Origin of the sequence: Curtobacterium sp. MCBD17_021 (genome assembly GCF_003234525.1) — a bacterium.
Taxonomy (GTDB): domain Bacteria; phylum Actinomycetota; class Actinomycetes; order Actinomycetales; family Microbacteriaceae; genus Curtobacterium.
The window spans coordinates 37,166-55,304 of record NZ_QKTS01000009.1; the positions used below are offsets into that span (position 1 = coordinate 37,166).

The 18,139-nt window shown below is 73.2% G+C and carries 13 protein-coding genes; 6 read left to right on the forward strand and 7 right to left on the reverse strand.

What is annotated here, in order from left to right:
- Positions 1 to 54: 54 nt before the first annotated feature.
- Entirely contained in the window at positions 55 to 3,120 is a 3,066-nt protein-coding gene (locus tag DEI83_RS09615; protein ID WP_111081744.1) for an AAA family ATPase, read from the reverse strand.
- A complete protein-coding gene (locus DEI83_RS09620) occupies positions 3,120 to 4,289 on the reverse strand; it encodes an exonuclease SbcCD subunit D (protein WP_111081745.1) in 1,170 nt (389 codons plus the stop codon). Before DEI83_RS09620 ends, DEI83_RS09615 begins: the two co-directional genes overlap by 1 nt.
- A gap of 109 nt (positions 4,290 to 4,398) precedes the next feature.
- Between DEI83_RS09620 and DEI83_RS09625 the strand changes: the two genes are divergently transcribed.
- Positions 4,399 to 4,911 (forward strand): DinB family protein, encoded by a 513-nt coding sequence (locus DEI83_RS09625; protein ID WP_111081746.1) that lies wholly within the window; start codon positions 4,399 to 4,401, stop codon positions 4,909 to 4,911.
- A gap of 251 nt (positions 4,912 to 5,162) precedes the next feature.
- On the opposite strand, the gene DEI83_RS09630 is transcribed toward DEI83_RS09625, so the two are convergent.
- Both DEI83_RS09630 and DEI83_RS09635 read right to left on the reverse strand, forming a co-directional pair.
- Positions 5,163 to 7,253, reverse strand: coding sequence for a DEAD/DEAH box helicase (locus DEI83_RS09630; RefSeq protein ID WP_111081747.1), 2,091 nt, complete (start codon positions 7,251 to 7,253; stop codon positions 5,163 to 5,165).
- A gap of 265 nt (positions 7,254 to 7,518) precedes the next feature.
- Entirely contained in the window at positions 7,519 to 8,373 is an 855-nt protein-coding gene (locus DEI83_RS09635) for a PPK2 family polyphosphate kinase (protein WP_258371154.1), read from the reverse strand.
- A gap of 64 nt (positions 8,374 to 8,437) precedes the next feature.
- Here DEI83_RS09635 and DEI83_RS09640 point away from each other — a divergent pair, with 64 nt between their 5' ends.
- Together DEI83_RS09640 and DEI83_RS15710 are read left to right on the forward strand one after the other, a co-directional pair.
- Entirely contained in the window at positions 8,438 to 9,445 is a 1,008-nt protein-coding gene (locus DEI83_RS09640; RefSeq protein ID WP_111081749.1) for an alpha/beta hydrolase, read from the forward strand.
- A gap of 165 nt (positions 9,446 to 9,610) precedes the next feature.
- Positions 9,611 to 9,856, forward strand: a complete 246-nt coding sequence (locus DEI83_RS15710; protein WP_146243287.1) for a hypothetical protein — start codon at positions 9,611 to 9,613, stop codon at positions 9,854 to 9,856.
- A gap of 15 nt (positions 9,857 to 9,871) precedes the next feature.
- Here DEI83_RS15710 and DEI83_RS09645 read toward each other — a convergent pair whose 3' ends face one another.
- From DEI83_RS09645 to DEI83_RS09655, 3 genes are all read right to left on the reverse strand, one after another.
- Positions 9,872 to 13,345, reverse strand: a complete 3,474-nt coding sequence (locus tag DEI83_RS09645) for an efflux RND transporter permease subunit (protein ID WP_111081822.1) — start codon at positions 13,343 to 13,345, stop codon at positions 9,872 to 9,874.
- Positions 13,346 to 13,440: 95 nt separating this feature from the next.
- Positions 13,441 to 14,136, reverse strand: a complete 696-nt coding sequence (locus DEI83_RS09650; protein ID WP_111081750.1) for a DUF6518 family protein — start codon at positions 14,134 to 14,136, stop codon at positions 13,441 to 13,443.
- 85 nt (positions 14,137 to 14,221) lie between these two features.
- Complete coding sequence (locus tag DEI83_RS09655; protein WP_111081751.1) at positions 14,222 to 15,661, reverse strand: PLP-dependent aminotransferase family protein; 1,440 nt, start codon at positions 15,659 to 15,661, stop codon at positions 14,222 to 14,224.
- 60 nt (positions 15,662 to 15,721) lie between these two features.
- On the opposite strand from DEI83_RS09655, the gene DEI83_RS09660 reads away from it, so the two are divergent.
- The 3 genes from DEI83_RS09660 to DEI83_RS09670 all read left to right on the forward strand — a co-directional run bounded on the left by DEI83_RS09660 (position 15,722) and on the right by DEI83_RS09670 (position 17,967).
- Positions 15,722 to 16,411, forward strand: coding sequence for a YitT family protein (locus DEI83_RS09660; RefSeq protein WP_181431152.1), 690 nt, complete (start codon positions 15,722 to 15,724; stop codon positions 16,409 to 16,411).
- A gap of 84 nt (positions 16,412 to 16,495) precedes the next feature.
- Positions 16,496 to 17,377 carry a DUF4097 family beta strand repeat-containing protein gene (locus DEI83_RS09665; protein WP_181431153.1) on the forward strand — a complete coding sequence of 294 codons (882 nt, stop codon included), beginning with the start codon at positions 16,496 to 16,498 and terminating at the stop codon, positions 17,375 to 17,377.
- Positions 17,374 to 17,967, forward strand: coding sequence for a PadR family transcriptional regulator (locus DEI83_RS09670; RefSeq protein ID WP_111081752.1), 594 nt, complete (start codon positions 17,374 to 17,376; stop codon positions 17,965 to 17,967). Before DEI83_RS09665 ends, DEI83_RS09670 begins: the two co-directional genes overlap by 4 nt.
- Positions 17,968 to 18,139 lie beyond the last annotated feature (172 nt).

Genomic DNA, 18,139 nt, shown 5'->3' on the forward strand with positions numbered 1-18,139 from the left:
GGTCCGGGCGAGCACGGCCTGAGCGTCGGCTGCTCGGGCGCTGGCGCGTCCCGGTCAGACGGTGGTGGTGACGCGCGAACCGCCCTCGGGCGTGCGTCGTACCGCGATGCGCTCCGGGATCCGTTGCTTGAGTTCCTCGACGTGACTGACGATGCCGACCTGGCGCCCGCCCGCCGTCAGCCGTGACAGCTGCCCGATGACGTCGTCGAGGGTCTCGGGGTCGAGGGTGCCGAAGCCCTCGTCGACGAACAGCGTCCCGAGTGACACCCCGCCGGCCTCGGCCTGCACGACGTCGGCGAGCCCGAGCGCCAGGCAGAGCGAGAACGTGAAGGTCTCGCCGCCGGACAGGCTCCGTGGGTCCCGAGTGCTGTCGGTGAGGTGGTCGCGGACCGCCAGTGCGAGTCCGGTCCGACGTGCTCGGGTGCCGGACTCCCGCTCGTCGGAGGTCTCGAGGGTGAACCGTCCCGCGAGCATCGCCCGCAGTCGGTCGTTCGCGGCGGCCACGACGTCCTCGAACCGGCGCATGAGCACGTAGGTGCCGAGGGTGATGCCCGTCGGGTTGGCGTTCGGCGCGGCGGAGGCGATGTCGGCGAGACGGACCACCGCCCGGCTCTCGGCGCTCGTCGTGTCCCGCGCCCGGACGGCCCGCTCCAGGTCTGCGGCGCACCGCTCAGCAGCGGCGGCACGTTCGGACCCGGCGGCCGCGGCCCGGGTGGCGTCGTCGAGGGCGTCGGCGGCGGCGTCCCGAGTGGTCCGGGCAGCGTCGAGGTCGAGCACGGCGACGCCAGGCGCAGCGGCGTCGAGTGCTGCGAGGTCCTCGGCGGCAGCGACCACGGCAGGGTCGGCCAGTCCGGCCTCCACCACGGCGTGCTCCCGGTCCGCCGCCACGACGAGTGCACGGAGTCGTCCCGCATCGGCTGGGCTGAGCGCGGCGGCCCGTGCGGACGTGACGTCGGTGAACCCCTGCGCCTGCACGGCGGCGTCGACCTCGGCCTTGCGGTCGGCGACGTCGCGCTCGGTCGCGGTGACCCGGTCGTCGAGGTCGGCCAGGGCACGGAGGACCGTCGTCACGGCGTCCACCCGCTCGACCACTGCGGCCAGGCTGTCGTCCCCGTCCCCGTCCCCGTCACCGTCAGCACCGGCTGCCCGCCGCGCTTCCGCCCCCGCCCCGCCGGCCGCTGCGTCGCCCGCGGCCGCCAGCACGACGTGTCGGGCGGAACGCACGCGCTGGCCGTCCTCGTCGAGACGGACACGGTCCCTCTCGATCCGGTCGGCGAGGACCCGACTCCGGGTGACGAGGTCGTTGTGGTCCACCTCGAGCGCCCGGGTCGCGCGGTCGTGGGCCTGCAGTCGGCGCTCGTGCTCGGCGACGGCGGTGGCCGCCACACGGGCCGCGGTGAGTCGGGCGTCGGCATCATCGCGCTGCCGTGCGACGGACTCGTCGTCGTGGTCACCGACGGCCTCGGTCAGACGGGCGAGTTCCGCCCGCGCGACGGCGTGGTCCGCCGTCGCGGCGGCGAGACCGCGTTCGGCATCGGCACGAGCCGCCGCAGCCCGATCGATCTGCTCGGCACTCGGGTGGTCGTCCTGCGGCTGGGCCACCGCCGGGTGCTCGACCGCGCCGCAGACCGGGCAGGGGTCGCCGGGCGTGAGCGCCGCGCCGAGTTCGCCCGCGAGCCCGGCGATCCGACGGGCACGGAGGTCGTTCTCGGCTGCGAGGGCAGCGGAAGCGGCGGTCGCCGACTCCGCGACGGCGGTGGCGGCGGCCGCGGCGCGGTCGGCGGCGGCGTCACGAGCGGCGAGCAGCCGAGCGAGCTCCTGTGCCGTCTCGACCGCTCGTTCGGCGGCTCCGGCGTCGGCCGCGGTCTCGGCCGCGCGGGCGGCGGTGGCGACGATCTCCGCGCGCTCGTCCGGTCGGTCGGCGAGTGCGGCGACCGCCTCGGTCAGCCGCGCCTGCGTCCGTTCGAGGTCGGCGGTGGCGGTCTCGACAGCGGTCGCCCGCTCGGCGAGGGTCCGCTCGAGCTCGACGAGGTGCCGCACGTCGGCGAGGACCCCGACGAGTCGGTCGTGGGTCGCACGGGGTGCCGGGTCGGTGAGGTCGTGTCGGTCGCGGACCGTCGAGCGCTCTCCGACCAGTGCCGTCAGGCGGTCCTCGGCCGACGCCGCACCGTCGGCGACCGCGACGACCACGGCGGCGTGCTCCGCCAGTGCGAGGGCGGTGCGGTGCTCGGCGACGACCTGCGCTCCGTCGGCAGCGGCGTCCCGACGGCGGAGCAGGTCGCGGCGCCGGTCGACGGCTGCCGAGCGCGCAGTCACGTCGTGCAGGTGGGAGACGGCCTGCTCGGCAGCGACCGCGGCCTCGGCACGAGCACGCTCCCGTCCGGCGGCATCCCGCTGGAGCGCGACCACCACGTCGGGCGCGGTCGACTCGTCGGCGTCGTCGTCCCCGGACGCCTGACGGAACCTGCCGAGTGCGTCCCGCACCCGGGCGTCCGCTGCCTCGACGTCCGCGAGGGCGGTCCGGCGACGTGCCGCGAGCTCGTCGGCGGTCCGGTCGTAGACCGCCGTGCCGAACAAGGACTGCAGGAGCCTGCGCCGGTCTTCCCCCGGGGACCGGAGGAAGCGGGCGAACTCGCCCTGGGGCAGGACGACGGTCTGCAGGAACTGGTCGCGGTTGAGTCCGACGCCCCGGGCGACCTCGGCACCGATCTCCGGCGCGCGGTGGGACAGCGGCTCGCCCACCAGGTCCGCCGGATCGGCGAGGCGCCAGAGCTGCGCCGAGGCCTGCTGACGGATCGTGCCGCTCCCCCGCTGCTTCGGTCGGTCGTACGGCGGGGTGCGGCGGACCCGGTACACGCCGGCGCTCGTCTCGAAGACGAGGTCGACGAAGGGCTCCACGCCCGGGTCAGCGTGCTGGCTGTGCAGTCGGTCCGTGCTGGCGTCGCTGCCGGCGAGCCCGCCGTAGAGCGCGTAGACGACCGCGTCGATGATCGTGGACTTGCCGGACCCGGTCGGCCCTTCGAGCAGGAACACCCCGGACGCGGCGAGGGACGCGAAGTCGATCGACACGAGTTCCGGGTACGGGCCGACGGCACGCAGCTCCAGGCGGTGCAGGTACATCAGCGTGCTCCCTGCTCGGCGAGCGCGGCGGCAGCGGACTCGTAGGCGTCGCGGAGGATCGCGAGCTCCACGTCGTCCGGGCCGCCACCGGTGGCGTAGGTGACGAAGTCCGCTGCGACCTCCACCGGGTCGGACGTGGCGCTGACGGCACGCGCTGGCGACCGGTCGGGGGCGTCGGCGGGCTCGTGCGTGATCGCGAGGGCGTGCGGGAACCGGTCCTTCACGCGGGCGTACAGGCGCTCGGGGTGCACGGTGTCCGTCACGGCGACCCGTACCCAGGCGTCGGTGTGCTCGGCGAACGCCCCGGACTCGATCTGCTCGATGCTGCCGCGCACGTCCACGAGCCGCCGGGGCACGGGTGTCGGGAGGAGTTCGACGGACACGGCCCCGTCGATGCCGAGGTCGACCAGGGTCACCGACTTCGTGTGGTTCCGCTCGCCGAACGAGAAGGCCAGCGGTGACCCGGCGTAGCGGATGCGCTCCCCCGCTCCGACGCGCTGCGGCCCGTGCAGGTGGCCGAGCGCGACGTAGTCGACGCCGTCGAAGGTGGACTCGGCCACCCGGTCGACACCCCCGACGCGGATGTCCTGCTCGCTGTCGCTCGGCAGCGCACCACCGACGAAGGCGTGCGCCACGACCACCGAGCGGGTCCCGGTACGGGTGGCGAGGTCGCTCCGCACGCGGTCCATCGCCGCACCGACGACGGCCTGGTGGGAGCGTGCGAGCGGTTCGTCGGGCACCGACGCGAGGGCGTACCGCACCATGTCGGGCTGCAGGTACGGCACCCCGTACACCGCGACCGGGCCGCCACCGTCGGACGTGTGGACCAGCACCGGTTCCGACAGCCGCGACGGTTCGGCGAGGATCCGCACGCGGTCGCTCATCACGCCGGCGCCGAACCCGAGTCGGACCGCCGAGTCGTGGTTGCCGGGAGTCACGACGACCGTCGCCGTCTCGGCCAGGCGTTCGAGCACGTGCGAGAGCATGCGGACCGCCTCGACCGGTGGGATCGCCCGGTCGTAGACGTCCCCCGCGACGACCACGAGGTCGACCGACCTGTCACGGACGACCTGCACGAGGTGGTCGAGGAACGCCGCCTGGTGCTCGAGCAGGTCCGCGCCCAGGAGGGTGCGCCCGAGGTGCCAGTCGCCGGTGTGCAGGATCCGCATGCGAGCCACGGTAACGGCCGCCGCGGACATCCCGGGCGCCCACGCGGGACCCGTGGAGGCCCGGCTGCCACCGGACGACGGTGGAGGACAGCGGCGTACCGTCGGTCGCATGACCACTCCCGCCGAACTCCTCGTCGAAGCGTTCTCCCGCGTGCCCGAGACGGTCGGACGTGCCGTCGACGGCCTGTCCGAGGACCAGCTCGCATCCCGACCGGCCGCCGGGGCGAACACCCTCGCATGGCTCGCCTGGCACATCGCGCGCGGCCAGGACTCCCAGATCGCCGCCCTCGCCGGCACGGAACAGGTGTGGACCGCGGACGGCTGGGTCGGACGCTTCGGTCTGCCGTTCCCCGCCGAGGCGCTCGGCTACGGCATGTCGCGTGACGACGTCGGCCGGGTCCGCGCGTCGGCCGACCTCCTGACCGGGTACCTCGCCGCCGTGCACGAACGCACCGTGTCGTACCTCGGGACGCTGTCGGCCGAGGACCTCGAGACCGTCATCGACGAGGACTACGACCCGCCGGTCACCGTCGGCGTGCGCCTCGTCAGCATCCTCGACGACTGCGTCCAGCATGCCGGCCAGGCCGGCTACGCGCGCGGGGTGCTGTTCTTCAACCGCTGACACCTCCGCGACACGCAACCCCGGCGACGGGCGCAACGGCATCGCGTCGCGCGTGCGCGCACCTGTTCGTCCCGCGGGTGGACGACGGACGGGAGCTGGACCCCACCAGCCGGGCCGCACACGACGCGCCAGCGGTGTGGCGGCGGTGCCGGGAGGCCCGGTACCGTCTGGTACCGGGCCTCCCGTACGCGCGCCGCTCAGAGCGACGCGCCAGCGCGGACCGAGCCTTCGATGTCGGTCAGATGCCGAGGTCAGCGCGCGGCGAGCTCAGCGATGATGCGGTCGCCGGGACCGCTCTCGACGAGGTCCGCCTCGATCTCGGCGTGCTCGAGGATGCCCTCGATCTTGCGGCGACGGCCACGCGGGACGATCGTGACGACGGTGCCCTCCTTGCCGGCACGACCCGTGCGGCCGGAGCGGTGCATGTACGCCTTGTAGTCGTCGGGCGCATCGGCCTGCACGACGAGCGAGACGTCGTCGACGTGGATGCCACGCGCAGCGACGTCGGTGGCGACGAGCACGTTCACCCGGCCGCTCGTGAGCAGCTGCAGGTTGCGGGTCCGTCGCGACTGGTTCAGGTCACCGTGCAGCGAGGTCGCACGGATGCCGGCGTCCTCGAACTGGTCGGCCAGACGCTCGGCGTAGGCACGCGTGCGGGCGAAGACGATGGTCTTGCCCTCGCCGGCGACGAGCTCCTCGAGGACGCGGTCCTTGTCGCGCTGCTCGACCACGAGCACGCGGTGGTCGATGGTCGAGGACGCCTGGTCCTCACCCGCGACCTCGTGCACGCTCGGCTCGTGCAGGAACTCGTCGACGAGCGCCGCCACCTGGGTGTCGAGCGTCGCGCTGAACAGGAGCTTCTGCGCCCGGTTGCCCTGCGGGGTGACGTCGGCCGTCGCGGAGAGGATCTCCTGCACCGGCTCGAGGAACCCGAGGTCGCACATGTGGTCGGCCTCGTCGAGGACGGAGATGACGACCTCGCTGAGGTCGAGCGTCCCCTTGTTCATGAGGTCCTGCACGCGACCGGGGGTGCCGACGATGATGTCGACGCCCCGCTGGAGGGCACCCTCCTGGCGGCCGTAGGGCACACCGCCGTAGATCTGGGTCGTGAAGAGGCCCACCGACCGGGCGATCGGCTGCACCGTGCGGTCGATCTGCAGGGCGAGCTCGCGGGTCGGGGCGAGGATGAGCGCACGCGGGGCGCGGCCCATCTTGCGCTTCGTGCCGCCGCCGTGCTCCATGAGCTTCTCGACGAGCGGGGCGCCGAACGCGATCGTCTTGCCGGAGCCCGTGCGGCCACGGCCGAGGACGTCCTTGCCGGCGAGCACGTCGGGGATCGTCGCGGCCTGGATCGGGAACGGGCTGCTCGCGCCGAGCTCGGCCAGGGCACGGGAGATGTTGCCACCGATGCCGAGGTCGCCGAAGGTCACGCCCTCGACGTCGGCCGCGACGGTGGACTCAGCCTGGAGCTTCTCGAGCTTGACGTCGTCCGCCGGGACGAAGTGTCCGCGGGGAGCGTCGTCGCGACGCGGGGCACGCTCGTCGCGGTCGAACGAGCGGGGTGCCCGGTCGTTGCGATCGGACTTGCGCGGGGCACGGTCATCACGGTCGAAGCGACGCGGCCCACGCTCGTCGGCGTCACGACGCGGAGCACGATCGTCACGGTTGAACGAGCGCGGGGCACGGTCATCACGGTCGAAGCGACGCGGGGCACGGTCATCGCCGTCACGACGCGGCCCGCGGTCATCGCGGTTGAACGAGCGCGGGGCACGGTCATCACGGTCGAAGCGACGCGGCCCACGCTCGTCGCTGTCACGACGCGGAGCGCGGTCATCACGATCGAAGCGACGCGGCCCACGCTCGTCGCTGTCACGACGCGGAGCGCGGTCATCACGATCGAAGCGACGCGGAGCACGGTCATCACGATCGAAGCGACGCGGAGCACGGTCATCACGATCGAAGCGACGCGGGGCACGCTCGTCGCTGTCTCGACGCGGGGCTCGGTCGTCGCGGTCGAAGCGACGCGGCGCGCGCTCGTCGGCGTCACGACGCGGCGCACGCTCGTCGCGGTCCGAACCGCGGGCCGGACGGCCCGCACCGCGCGGCTCCCACGCGGGACGGCTGCCGCGGCTGTCGCGCGGCTCCCAGTTCGGGCGCTCGCCCGAGGACGGACGGGAGCGACGTTCGTCGGCGTCCCAGCGCTGCTTCTGGCGCGGAGCGGACGGGTCGGCGGCACGGAAGCCGCGGTGCTTGGCGCTGCGAGCGGCAGGGGTGCCGTTCGGGTGGCGCGTGCGGTCGGAGCGGTCGGCGCGGGAGTTCGCGCCCTTGTCGTACGGGGCCATGTGTTCTTTCCGGGGTGCAGACGTACCACGCAGCCCGGCAGCGACATCGGCGGGGGCGGTTCGTGGAGAGGGGGTTCATCGCAACGTCGATCGACGCGATTCCAGCCCTCGAACTACACAACACCCAAACACGTCCGCGGCTCGCGGCCGCGGTGTCGAAGGCCGACCGATCGAGCATACGCGACCGGGCGCGATGAGACCAGCCCTGTGGCCTGGCGGGGTCGGAGGCGGAGGCGGGCGGCCCTCCCGGCGGCCGGCGGCTCGGTCAGGACGCGGCGAGCCGCTGCCGCTGTTCGGCCACGTCGAAGTCCGCGGCGGGCCAGGAGAGGTGCATGTCCTCGAGGGCGCGCAGCAGGAGCTGCTGCACGGCGAGACGGGCGTACCACTTGCGGTTCGCCGGCACGACGTACCACGGGGCCCGCGGCGTCGAGGTGCGGTCGAAGACGATCTGGTACGCGTCCTGGTAGTCGTCCCACAGCAGGCGGTCGTCGATGTCGCCCGGGTTGAACTTCCAGTGCTTGTCCGGCCGGTCGAGACGCTCGCCGAGCCGTTCACGCTGCTCGTCCTTCGAGATGTGCAGCATCACCTTGACGACCGTCGTGCCCTGCTCGGCGAGGCGGTGCTCGAAGTCGACGATCGCCCCGTACCGCCGCTCGATCTCGGACGGCTCGGCGAACCCGCGCACGCGCTGGACCAGGACGTCCTCGTAGTGGGACCGGTCGAAGACACCGAGTTGGCCCGCGTCCGGCAGCTGCCGTTCGACGCGCCAGAGGAAGTCGTGCTCGCGCTCCTCGGCGGTGGGCGCCTTGAAGCCCGCGTAGCGGACGCCGTTCGGGTCGACCGCGCCGACCACGTGCGAGACGATGCCGCCCTTGCCCGCGGTGTCCATCGCCTGCAGGACGAGCAGCACGCGGCGCTGGTCCCCCGCCGTCGCCGCTGCCCAGAGCCGTTCCTGCAGCGCAGCCAGGCGGGAGGCACCGGCGGCGAGCGCCTCGAGCCCGTCGATCTTGCGACCGGGGAACCCCGGTGTCGAGTCGGGGTCGACCGTGTCGAGCCGGAACCCGGGACCGACTCGGAGGAGCGGTTCGGGATCGGCGTTCCAGGACTTCTGACGGCTCACGGGTCCTCCTGCGGGTCTCGCGCCCATCCTGGCACCCCCGGCTGCCCATGTACCGTGGCTGGCGATGAAGTCCGGCCGCCGCACCCTGCTCGCGCTCGTCGCCGCGGTCGCGGTCGTCGGCGTGGCGGCGTCGTGCAGCGTCGACGGGACCGGTGACCGGAACACCACCGTCACCGCCGACCCGGTCATCTACCCGCTGTCGCTGGAGTACCACGGCATCGACGTCGTCCAGGACGTGCCGTACGGGCAGGACCCCCTGCAGCAACTCGACGTGTGCCTGCCCGCCGACAGTCCGGCCGAGAGCACCGCGACGCCGACCACGGTGCCGACGGCGCCGGCCTCCGCCGCACCGGACCGCGTCGAGGTCGGCTCGCGCCCGGCCGTGATGATGGTCCACGGCGGCAGCTGGTCGCACGGTGACAAGGCCACGGCGGCGTACCGATCGGTGTGCCAGTTCCTGGCGTCCGAGGGATTCGTGACGTTCAACGTCGACTACCGGCTCGCCCCGACGGACCCGTTCCCCGCCGGGTTCGACGACGTCCGGCGTGCGCTCGACTTCGTCTTCCGACCGACGACCCTGCAGACGTACGACGTCGACCCGGACCGGGTCGGTGTGTTCGGCGGCAGCGCCGGCGGCAACCTCGCCGCGCTGCTGGCCGTCGAGGACCACGAGTCGAGCGCCTACGCCGACGGCTTCCGCATCCGGGCCGTCGTCGACCTCAGCGGCCCGACCGACCTGACCGCCCGGTCGACCGGCGCCGACGGGGTCTCGGCTTCGTTCCAGCGGAAGCAGCTGCTCTACCTCGGATGCACCTCGTACCGATCGTGCCCAGCCGCCGAGCGGGCATCGCCGGAGTACCAGGTGACGCAGGAGACGGCCCCGTTCTTCATCGGGCACTCGACCGACGAGTTCATCCCGCTCTGGGAGTCGCAGCGCTTCACGTCGACCCTGCGCTCACACGGTGTGCCGGTGACGTTCGTGGCGGTGCAGGGATCGGCGCACTCGATCGCCCAGCTCGACCGGGCGATGAGCCGACGTGTGACGGCGTTCCTGCGCGACGGCCTGCGCTGACGCGTGCCCCGGCAGCCTGCGTCGACCCGTCCTGACCGGGCCTGACGCGTCCTGACCCGTCCCGACCCGGCCTGACGCGGTGGTGCGGTCGCGACGCCGTACCCCGCGCGGGTGCCACCCGGAGCGGGACTGCCGTCCGGACGAGCCCGTCGTCAGACTTCCGTGGTGACCCAGACGCCGTCGACTCGCACCCTGTACGCCCCCGCCGCTCCGTTGACGGGTGTCCGGACAGCCGTGGAACTGTTGCTCGGGCTGTCGTTCCTGGTGACGGTGTCGTCCGCCGGGTACGGGGCCGCGACCGGGCAGATGTCGGTCGTGGCGCAGGTCGGGGCCGTCGTCTTCCTGGTCACCCTGACGTGCGCGCTCGTGTCGTGGTTCCGCACGGCGGACGGGGAGCCCAGCGACTGCTGAGCCCCCGCGCGGCCGCTAGGACTGCGCCCGCGACCGGTTGCGTCGGAACACTCGACGGATCATCGACCGGAACCGTCTCTCCGGCGGCAAGCCCGCCGCCTTCCGCTCCGCCCGCCGCTCGCGCGCCCCCTCGACCAGGGCGTACAGCGCGGGCAGCACGATGAGCGTCAACAGCGTCGACGACACCAGGCCGCCGATCACGACGAGCGCCAACGGCTGCGAGATGAAGCCCGACTTGCCGGTGAGCCCGATCGCCATGGGCAGCAGCGCGAAGATCGTCGCCATCGCCGTCATGAGGATCGGCCGGAGACGACGGGTGGCGCCTTCGAGCAGTGCCTCCCGCACCGGCAGGCCTCGTCGCCGGTACTGGTTCACCAGGTCGATGAGGACGATCGCGTTCGTCACCACGATGCCGACGAGCATGAGCAGACCGATGAGCGACGCGACACCGATCGGGACGCCGGAGACGATCTGCAGCAGGATCGCACCGGTCGCGGCGAACGGCACCGAGACCAGGAGCATCAGCGGCTGGAGCAGGCTCCGGAACGTGGCGACCATGATCACGTAGACGATCAGGACGGCGACGAGGACGGCGAGTCCGAGTTGGGAGAACGCGGACGACTGGCTCGCGGCGACACCCCCGATGGACGCGCTCGCACCCCGCGGAAGGTCCAACTCGTCGACCGCCGTCGTGACGGACTGCACGGCGGCACCGAGGTTCGTCGCGTCCGGCGTCACGGTGATCGTGGCCGTGCGGGCGGCGTTCGTCGTCGTGACGGTGGTCGGACCCTCGGACTGCTCCACCGTCGCGACGTCCGTCAGCGGGACCGTCCCGGTGCTCGTCGGCACCTCCAGGGCGCGCAGGGCAGCGACCGTGGTCGGCGGTTCCGCGGCCGCGATGTAGACGTCGAGTGTCGCGTCGTCGATCTCGATGCTGCCGGTGTCGCGCGGCGAGACCGCGGCGGCCACGAGCCCGCCCACCTGGGTCTCGGTGAGCCCGAGGTCGGCGGCCTTCGCCCGGTCGACGCGGACGGCGAGGAACGGCTCCGCCGCCGACAGGTTGCTCGTCGCCCCGGCGGTGCCCTCGACCGAGCGCATGGTCTCGAGCACCTGGCGCGAGGCGGTCTCGAGCTGCGCCTGCGTCGGGGCGGTGACGTCCACCTCGATGTCGCTGCTGCCACCGAACCCGCCCCCGGACGAGGCGATGGTGATCTCCCCGACGCCGTCGATCGCCCCGAGACGCTCGCGGGCATCGGCCTGGATGGTCGGCTGGTCGGCCTCGGCGTCGGTCGTCACCGCGTACTGCACCGATGCGGAGCCACCACCGCCGAAGGCCGCCTGGATGGACTGGCCGCTCGTGCCGATGGTGGTCTGCACGGTCTCGACGCCGGGGACGTCCTGCAGCTCGCGCTCGACCTGTCGCGCGGACTCGGACTGGACCTCGAGGCTCGACCCGGCCTCCAGGTCCTGCGTCACCGTGAAGGTGTTCTGCCCGGAGTCGCCGAGGTAGTTCGTCGTGACGAGCGGCAGCGCGGCGACCGTGCCGCCGAGGACGACGACGGCCAACAGGACGACGACGACCGGGGCCCGGACGGCCCATCGCAGCACCGGCAGGTACACCCGCCGCAGACGGTCCGAGGTGTCGGCGTCGTGGAGGTCCGCCGCGGACGCGAGTGACCGTTCGGGGGTCGCGCCGACGGCGGCCGGTTCCTCGACACGACGACCGGCGTGGGCGCTCGGCGGGGTGTCGGCGGCCTGCGCGGCGTGGGCGGGCTGCGCGGTGTCGGCGGCGGTTCCGCCCTCCGCGGCCTCGGTCCGCTTCGGCTTCCGCGGGCGGAGCCACCAGTACGCCAGCACCGGGACGATCGTGAGCGACACGAGCAGCGAGGCCACGAGCGCCAGGGTGACGGTCACGGCGAACGGTCGGAAGAGTTCGCCGACGAGTTCCGCCACGAAGGCCACCGGCAGGAACACCGCGACCGTCGTGAGCGTGGAGGCAGTGACGGCGCCGGCGACCTCGCGCACGGCGTCGAGGACCGCCTGCCCACGGTCGACGCCCGGGCGCATGTGCCGCTTGATGTTCTCGATGACGACGATCGAGTCGTCGACCACGCGGCCGATCGCGATCGTCAACGCGGCGAGCGTGATGATGTTGAGCGAGTAGCCCGCCGCCTGCATGCCGATCGCCGCGAGGAGCACCGACGTCGGGATCGACACCGCCGTGACGAGGGTGGACCGCACCGAGAGCAGGAACACCAGGATCACGATGACGGCGAAGGCGAGGCCGAGCAGGCCTTCTTCGGCGAGGGAGTCGATCGACTGCTGGATGTACGGCGCCTGGTCGAACACCACGGTGAACCGCGGGTCGCCCTCGATCTTCTGTTCGATCTCCGGCAGCGCGTCACGCACGGTGGTCGACACGTCGACGGTGTTGGCCTCCTGCGTCTTCGTGATCGAGATCGTCAGGGCCTGCTCGCCGTCGACGCGGCTGATCGACGTGCGCGGGGACTCCTCGATCGCCACGGTCGCGACGTCGCCGAGCGTGGTGTCAGTCGGGGTCGCGGCGGGCGTCGCCGCGCCGTCGGTCGGTGCAGCGCCGGTCGTGTCACCGGTCGTCGTCCCGCCCGTGGTCGCCCCACCGGTCGTCGTTCCGCCGGCAGCGGGTGCGCCGGCAGCGGGTGCACCCGCAGCCGAGCCGTCGGTCGCCGCGCCGCCCGAGACGCTGTCGCCCGAACCCGAACCGCCGGACCCCGACGAGCTGGTCAGCGGCAGGTCGCGGATGTCGTCGAGCGATGCGATGCGCTCACCGGTCTGCACCGACAGGGTCGAACCGTCCTCGGTGATCGTGCCACCGGGGATGAGCGTGCCGTTGTCGTCGAGTGCGTCGGAGATCGCCGTCTGGCTGAGGCCGCGTGCCGCGAGCTCGTCCTCGTTCGGCGTGATGACGACGCGACGACCGGGGTTGCCGAAGACGTCGGCCTGTCGGACGCCGTCGAGCTTCTCGAGGTCGGGGATCGCCGTGGCCTGCAGCCGGTCGACCAGCTCCTCCTGGTTGCCGGAGGCCGAGATCGCGACCTGGAGCACCGGCAGGTCGTCGAAGGACCCGGTGACGATCTGCGTCTGCACGGAGTCCGGCAGCGACAGGGCGTTGACCGCCGTCTGGATCTTGTCCTCGGCGCTGGCCAGGTTCGAGCCGTAGTCGAACGAGGCGGAGACGACGCTCTGCCCGGTGGACGAGGTCGCGCTCGTCGACTCGAGGTCGGGCACGACCTGGATCGCCTGCTCGATCTTCGTCGAGACGTCGTTGGACACGACTTCCGGCGTGGCGCCGGGGTAGGCGCTGACGATGGCGACCTGCGGGAACTCGACACTCGGGATGAGTTCCTGCTTCAGGCTCGACAGGGCGACGCCACCGAAGACGGCGACCACGATCGTCACGAGGGCGATGAGGGCGCGGTTCCGGAGACTGAAGACGGAGAGGAGGTGCACGAGCTGATCCTCGCAGCCGCGTCGTCCGTACTTCCACCGGACATGCATCCTGTGGATGAACGTGCAGTTGCGCGGACCCGCTCGGGGGGCTCGGGTCAGGCGGCGCCGAACGCGGAGTACACGACGAAGACGCCGACCGAGCCGACGACGCCGGTCCCGAGCGCGACCGCGCGGCCGATCGGCGACCGGGCGAACGCGATGCCCGCCACCAGGACGGCCACCCCGACCACGATCTGCACGACCCAGGTGGTCGTCCCGGTGGTGGCTGCGACCTGCAGCAGTGCGCGGCTCCCCTCACCGATGAGGACGGCGGCGGTCACACCGGCGGCCGCACCACGCCAGCGGCCATCCGTCGACCGGAGCGCCACGACGACGGCGCCGGCGAGCAGCCCCGCGGGCACGCCCATCACGACCCAGAAGTTCGTGATCGACAGCGTGTCGACGAACCCGCGCAGGTTCGTCGCCGCCCAGTACCCGATGTGCATGAGTTCGAGCAGGACGACGCCGAGCACCATCGCGGACGCGGTCCGTACCCGGGGCCGGTCACCGCCGCGGGCGACCCCTGCTGCGAGCACGAGCAGCACGGCGACGACGAACCACGGACCGGCCGCGTTCGACATCGACGCGAGCCCGGGCACCGCCTGCCCGAAGCTCGTCGCGACCCCGGCCAGCACGGCCGCGGTCAGCGCCATCGTGACCCGGGCCAGCGGCGGCACCGTGCTGGCGGACAGGTGGTCGGGGGTCGCCGACGCGCTCCGGGTCACGCCGGCGGAGGACAGGGTGCTGTTCATGGTCTCGATGCTGGCGCGCGCGGGACCGTCACCGCATCCCCCGGGAGGGGCATCGGCATCCACCGGAGGAGTGACACGTCCGCCGTCACACCACCGCCGCGGACGACCCTCGTGCGCCCACGGTCGCGCCGCCCACCCGCGCCCAGGACCGCGCGAGTGCCTCCACCACCCGTTCCCGTTCCGCTCCGGTGACGGTGAACGGCACGCGCAGGGACCGTTCGAACCCGCCGTCCGGCCCGAAGACGCCCCCGGACGCCAGGACGACGCCCTCCGACCGCGCGGCGAGGACCAGCGCGGTCGACACCGGTCGTCCGAGCCCCACCCACGTCGTCAAACCGCCGGCCGGTGAGGGGACGTCCCACTCCGGCAGCCGCGTGCGCAGCGCGGCCACGAGCCCGTCGCGACCCTCGCGCAGGGCCGGACGCCGGGCCTCCAGGACGGCCGCCGTCTGCGGCACCAGTTCGCGCGCGACGAGTTGGTCGAGGGTCGGCGTGCCGAGGTCCCCGGTCGGTCGGGCGAGCAGCAGACGGTGCAGCAGCTCCGGCGCGGCCCGGATCCAGCCGATCCGCAGGCCGCCCCAGAACACCTTGTCCGCCGAACCGACCATCACGACCTCGCCAGGTGCCCCGGCGGCGAGCGGCGGTGCGGACGGGCCGTCGATGCGGAGCTCCCCCATCGTCTCGTCGGCGACGACCACGGTGCCGACGGCTGCGGCGGCCTCGAGCAGGACGGTCCGGGTGGACGCGGGCATGGTCGCCCCGGTCGGGTTGTGCAGCTCGGGCATGACGTACGCCATCGTCGGTGCCGACCGGCGGATCGCAGCGTCGAGCACGCCCTCGTCCCACCCGCCCCTCGGGTCGACGGGGACCGACACCAGCCGGCCACCGGCAGCGCGGAGGGCCTCGTGCGCGTGCGGGTAGGTCGGCGACTCGACGAGCACCGGGTCGCCGCGGCCGACGAGCACCCGCGCCAGCAGCGCGATCGCGTGTTGGGCACCGACGGTGACGATCACCTCGGCCGGCGAGGTCGCCAGCCCCCGCGCCGTGTACCGCTCCGCGATCGCCGCACGGAGACCCGGGTCGCCGACGGTGTCGAACCCGATCCCGGCGAGCGCCGCCGGCAGGTGCCGCATCGCGCGTTCGACGGCCTCCGCCACGACGGGGGCGCTCCGGAGGGCGGCCTTCCGCAGGTCGAGCACGTCCGCCGGCACGACGCCGCCGAGCTGTTCCGGGTCCGGTCGTCCCTCGAGCGGCAGGCGGACGACGCTGCCGGAGCCGCGCAGGGAGGTGAGGTAGCCGTCGTCCCGGAGCCGTGCGTACGCGTTCGCCACGGTGGTGCGGGAGACGCCGAGCGCGCTCGCGAGCCCGCGCTCGGCCGGCAGGCGTGAGCCGTGCGGGATGCGCCCGTCGATGACGAGGACCCGGACGGCGTCGGCGAGGGCCTCGTAGGCGGGGGCGGCGGACCCGGCGCGCCAGTGCGTCAGGAGCACGGCGGCGGAGCGGGCGCTGAGCAGGACGGGCGTCATGGGTCCACGGTAGTCGGATTGGCTCTCGACCAGCAGGCCAATCGAGGCGAGCATCGAGACATGCCCCGCTCCACAGCCGTCCCCCTCCGGTTCGTGCAACTGCTCGTCGGCCTCTTCCTCTACGGAGCCTCCGTCGCACTCCAGGTCCGGGCCGTCGTCGGTGTCTCGTCGTGGACGGTCCTCACCCAGGGTCTGGAGCACGTGCTGCCGTGGTCGTTCGGCGTCATCACGGTCGTGTCGAGCCTGGTGATCCTGCTGTTCTGGGTCCCGCTGCGACAGCGCCCCGGGATCGGGACGCTCCTCAACGCGCTGGCGATCGGTCCGGCTTCCGACCTGGTCCTGTGGCTGGTGCCCGAGCCGGGTGACCTGGTCGGTCGGGTCCTGCTCTTCGTCGCGAGCCTCGCCCTGCTCGCAGTCGCCACGGCGTGCTACATCGGTGCCGGTCTCGGCACGGGTGCGCGGGACGGTCTCATGGTCGGGTTGCACGAGCGGTTCGGCTGGCCGGTGTGGGCGGCGCGGACGGTCGTCGAGGTCACGGTCGTGGCCGCGGGCTGGCTGCTCGGCGGGGACGTCGGTGTCGGCACGGTGGTCGCCGCGTTCGCGATCGGGCCGCTGGTCCAACCGCTCATGCCGCTCTTCCGCCGGTTCCCCTGGAGCCCTGCCGCCCCGGCCGGTCCCGCCACCCAGGCCGCTCCCGCTCCCGCTCCCGCCTCGCCGGCTGCTGAGGGAGCGCCGGACGTCTCCGCCTGACCCTGGCGGACCCACGGAACGCGATGTAGCGTGAGCTCCGAGACGCGATACATCGTGTCTCGTCCCGCGTACCGAGGAGACGGCATGGCACAGGAGAAGTGGCTCGTCGACGAGCCGAAGGTCATCGACACCGGGATCGTCCGCGCACTGCGCGTCGGCCTGGTCGGCGGGCAGGTGGACGTCGTCACCCACGACGAGCCGACCGCCCGCGTGGAGATCCACCAGGTCTCCGGCAAGCCGATCAAGGTCGAGATCGAGGGCGACACCCTCACGGTCGACCACCCCCAGATGCGCTGGGACGACCCGCTCGGGTTCCTGAAGTCGTTCCGTGGCGGCGGCGCCCGAGCCGACGTCAGCATCCTCGTCCCGCGCGACGTGACGGTGAACCTCGGGGTCGTCTCCGCCGGCGTCCTGCTCTCCGGCACCGAGCGCGGCGCGGTCCTCAACAGCGTCTCCGGTGACGTCGTCGTCGACGGTGTGATCGGCGACGTCGCCGTGCACGCGGTGTCCGGCACCACGACCATCCGCGACCAGGTCGGCACCGTGACGCTCCGCACCGTCTCGGGCGACGTCGTCGCGACCGGCGAGATCCGTCGCTTCTCGGCGGACGCCGTCTCGTCGGCCGTCGTGGTCGACCTGCACGGCTCGCCCGACCACGTGAAGGTCAACACGGTGTCCGGCTCGGTGGACGTCCGGCTCGAGCACGGCACGCCCTACTCCAGCACGATCGCCACCGCCACCGGCCGCCTGCTGTTCGACGACGCCGAGATCCGCGGCACCCGCGGGACGTACACGCGGACCGACGGGGAACTCTCCGGCTCGTACGTCGACATCCGGGTGAACTCGGTCTCCGGCGACGTCGCGATCGTGCACGGACCGCCGGCGACGACGGGCGGGGCCCCGGGCACGGACCCCGGCTCCGACTCCGCCGCGCAGCGCTCCGCCGAGCAGGGCGGCGCCGCATGAGCCCGGTCTTCGCGCACGGACACCTGCGCCTCTACCTGCTCGTCCTGCTCGCCGACCACCCGATGCACGGCTACGAGGTCATCACCGCACTCGGTGACCGCTTCGGCGGCACGTACGTCCCGAGCGCCGGCACCGTCTACCCCCGGCTCGCGAAGCTCGAGGAGGACGGCCTGGTCACGAAGACCTCGGACGGCCGCAAGACCGTCTACGCCATCACCGACGCCGGTCGCGCCGAGCTCGACGCCCGTGCGGACGAGGTCGCCCAGCTCGAGGACGGCGTCGCGGACAGCGTGAAGTCCCTGGCCGACGGGGTGCGCGCCTCGGTGGGCGCCGCGATGGAGTCACTCCGCGCCGACCTCGCCGCCGCGCAGCACAGCGGCCCGGCCGGGCCCGCCGGCGCAGCGGGAGCCGAACCGACGTCCGTCCCGGGTTCCGGTGGCCGGACACTCCGCGACGCCGAGATGGCCGTCGCCGTGTTCCGGCAGCAGCTCCGCGCCGACCTCCGGCGCCGCGCAGCCCGCGGGACGCTCGACGACGCGTCGGTCCAGCGACTCCGCGACGGTCTGGAGGCCCTGCGCAAGTCCCTCTGAGGACTGCGGGAGACCGCATGGCCGGCGCCGACGGGGTGGACGCGATCCGGGCCTCCCGTCGCGCCGGCCGGCTTGATCCGCCACCCTGTCCGTTCCTTCAGGAACCGGCGGACAACCCCTCCCGATCCGCACGGACAAGCGGATCGGGAAGGGTCGCCGCCATCCGTTCGGT

Bases quoted from the DNA above. Each gene is read 5' to 3' on its own strand.
- DEI83_RS09615 (WP_111081744.1), bottom strand. From the start codon at position 3,120: ATGTACCTGCACCGCCTGGAGCTGCGTGCCGTCGGCCCGTACCCGGAA.
- DEI83_RS09620 (WP_111081745.1), bottom strand. From the start codon at position 4,289: ATGCGGATCCTGCACACCGGCGACTGGCACCTCGGGCGCACCCTCCTG.
- DEI83_RS09625 (WP_111081746.1), top strand. From the start codon at position 4,399: ATGACCACTCCCGCCGAACTCCTCGTCGAAGCGTTCTCCCGCGTGCCC.
- DEI83_RS09630 (WP_111081747.1), bottom strand. From the start codon at position 7,253: ATGGCCCCGTACGACAAGGGCGCGAACTCCCGCGCCGACCGCTCCGAC.
- DEI83_RS09640 (WP_111081749.1), top strand. From the start codon at position 8,438: ATGAAGTCCGGCCGCCGCACCCTGCTCGCGCTCGTCGCCGCGGTCGCG.
- DEI83_RS09650 (WP_111081750.1), bottom strand. From the start codon at position 14,136: ATGAACAGCACCCTGTCCTCCGCCGGCGTGACCCGGAGCGCGTCGGCG.
- DEI83_RS09655 (WP_111081751.1), bottom strand. From the start codon at position 15,661: ATGACGCCCGTCCTGCTCAGCGCCCGCTCCGCCGCCGTGCTCCTGACG.
- DEI83_RS09660 (WP_181431152.1), top strand. From the start codon at position 15,722: ATGCCCCGCTCCACAGCCGTCCCCCTCCGGTTCGTGCAACTGCTCGTC.
- DEI83_RS09665 (WP_181431153.1), top strand. From the start codon at position 16,496: ATGGCACAGGAGAAGTGGCTCGTCGACGAGCCGAAGGTCATCGACACC.
- DEI83_RS09670 (WP_111081752.1), top strand. From the start codon at position 17,374: ATGAGCCCGGTCTTCGCGCACGGACACCTGCGCCTCTACCTGCTCGTC.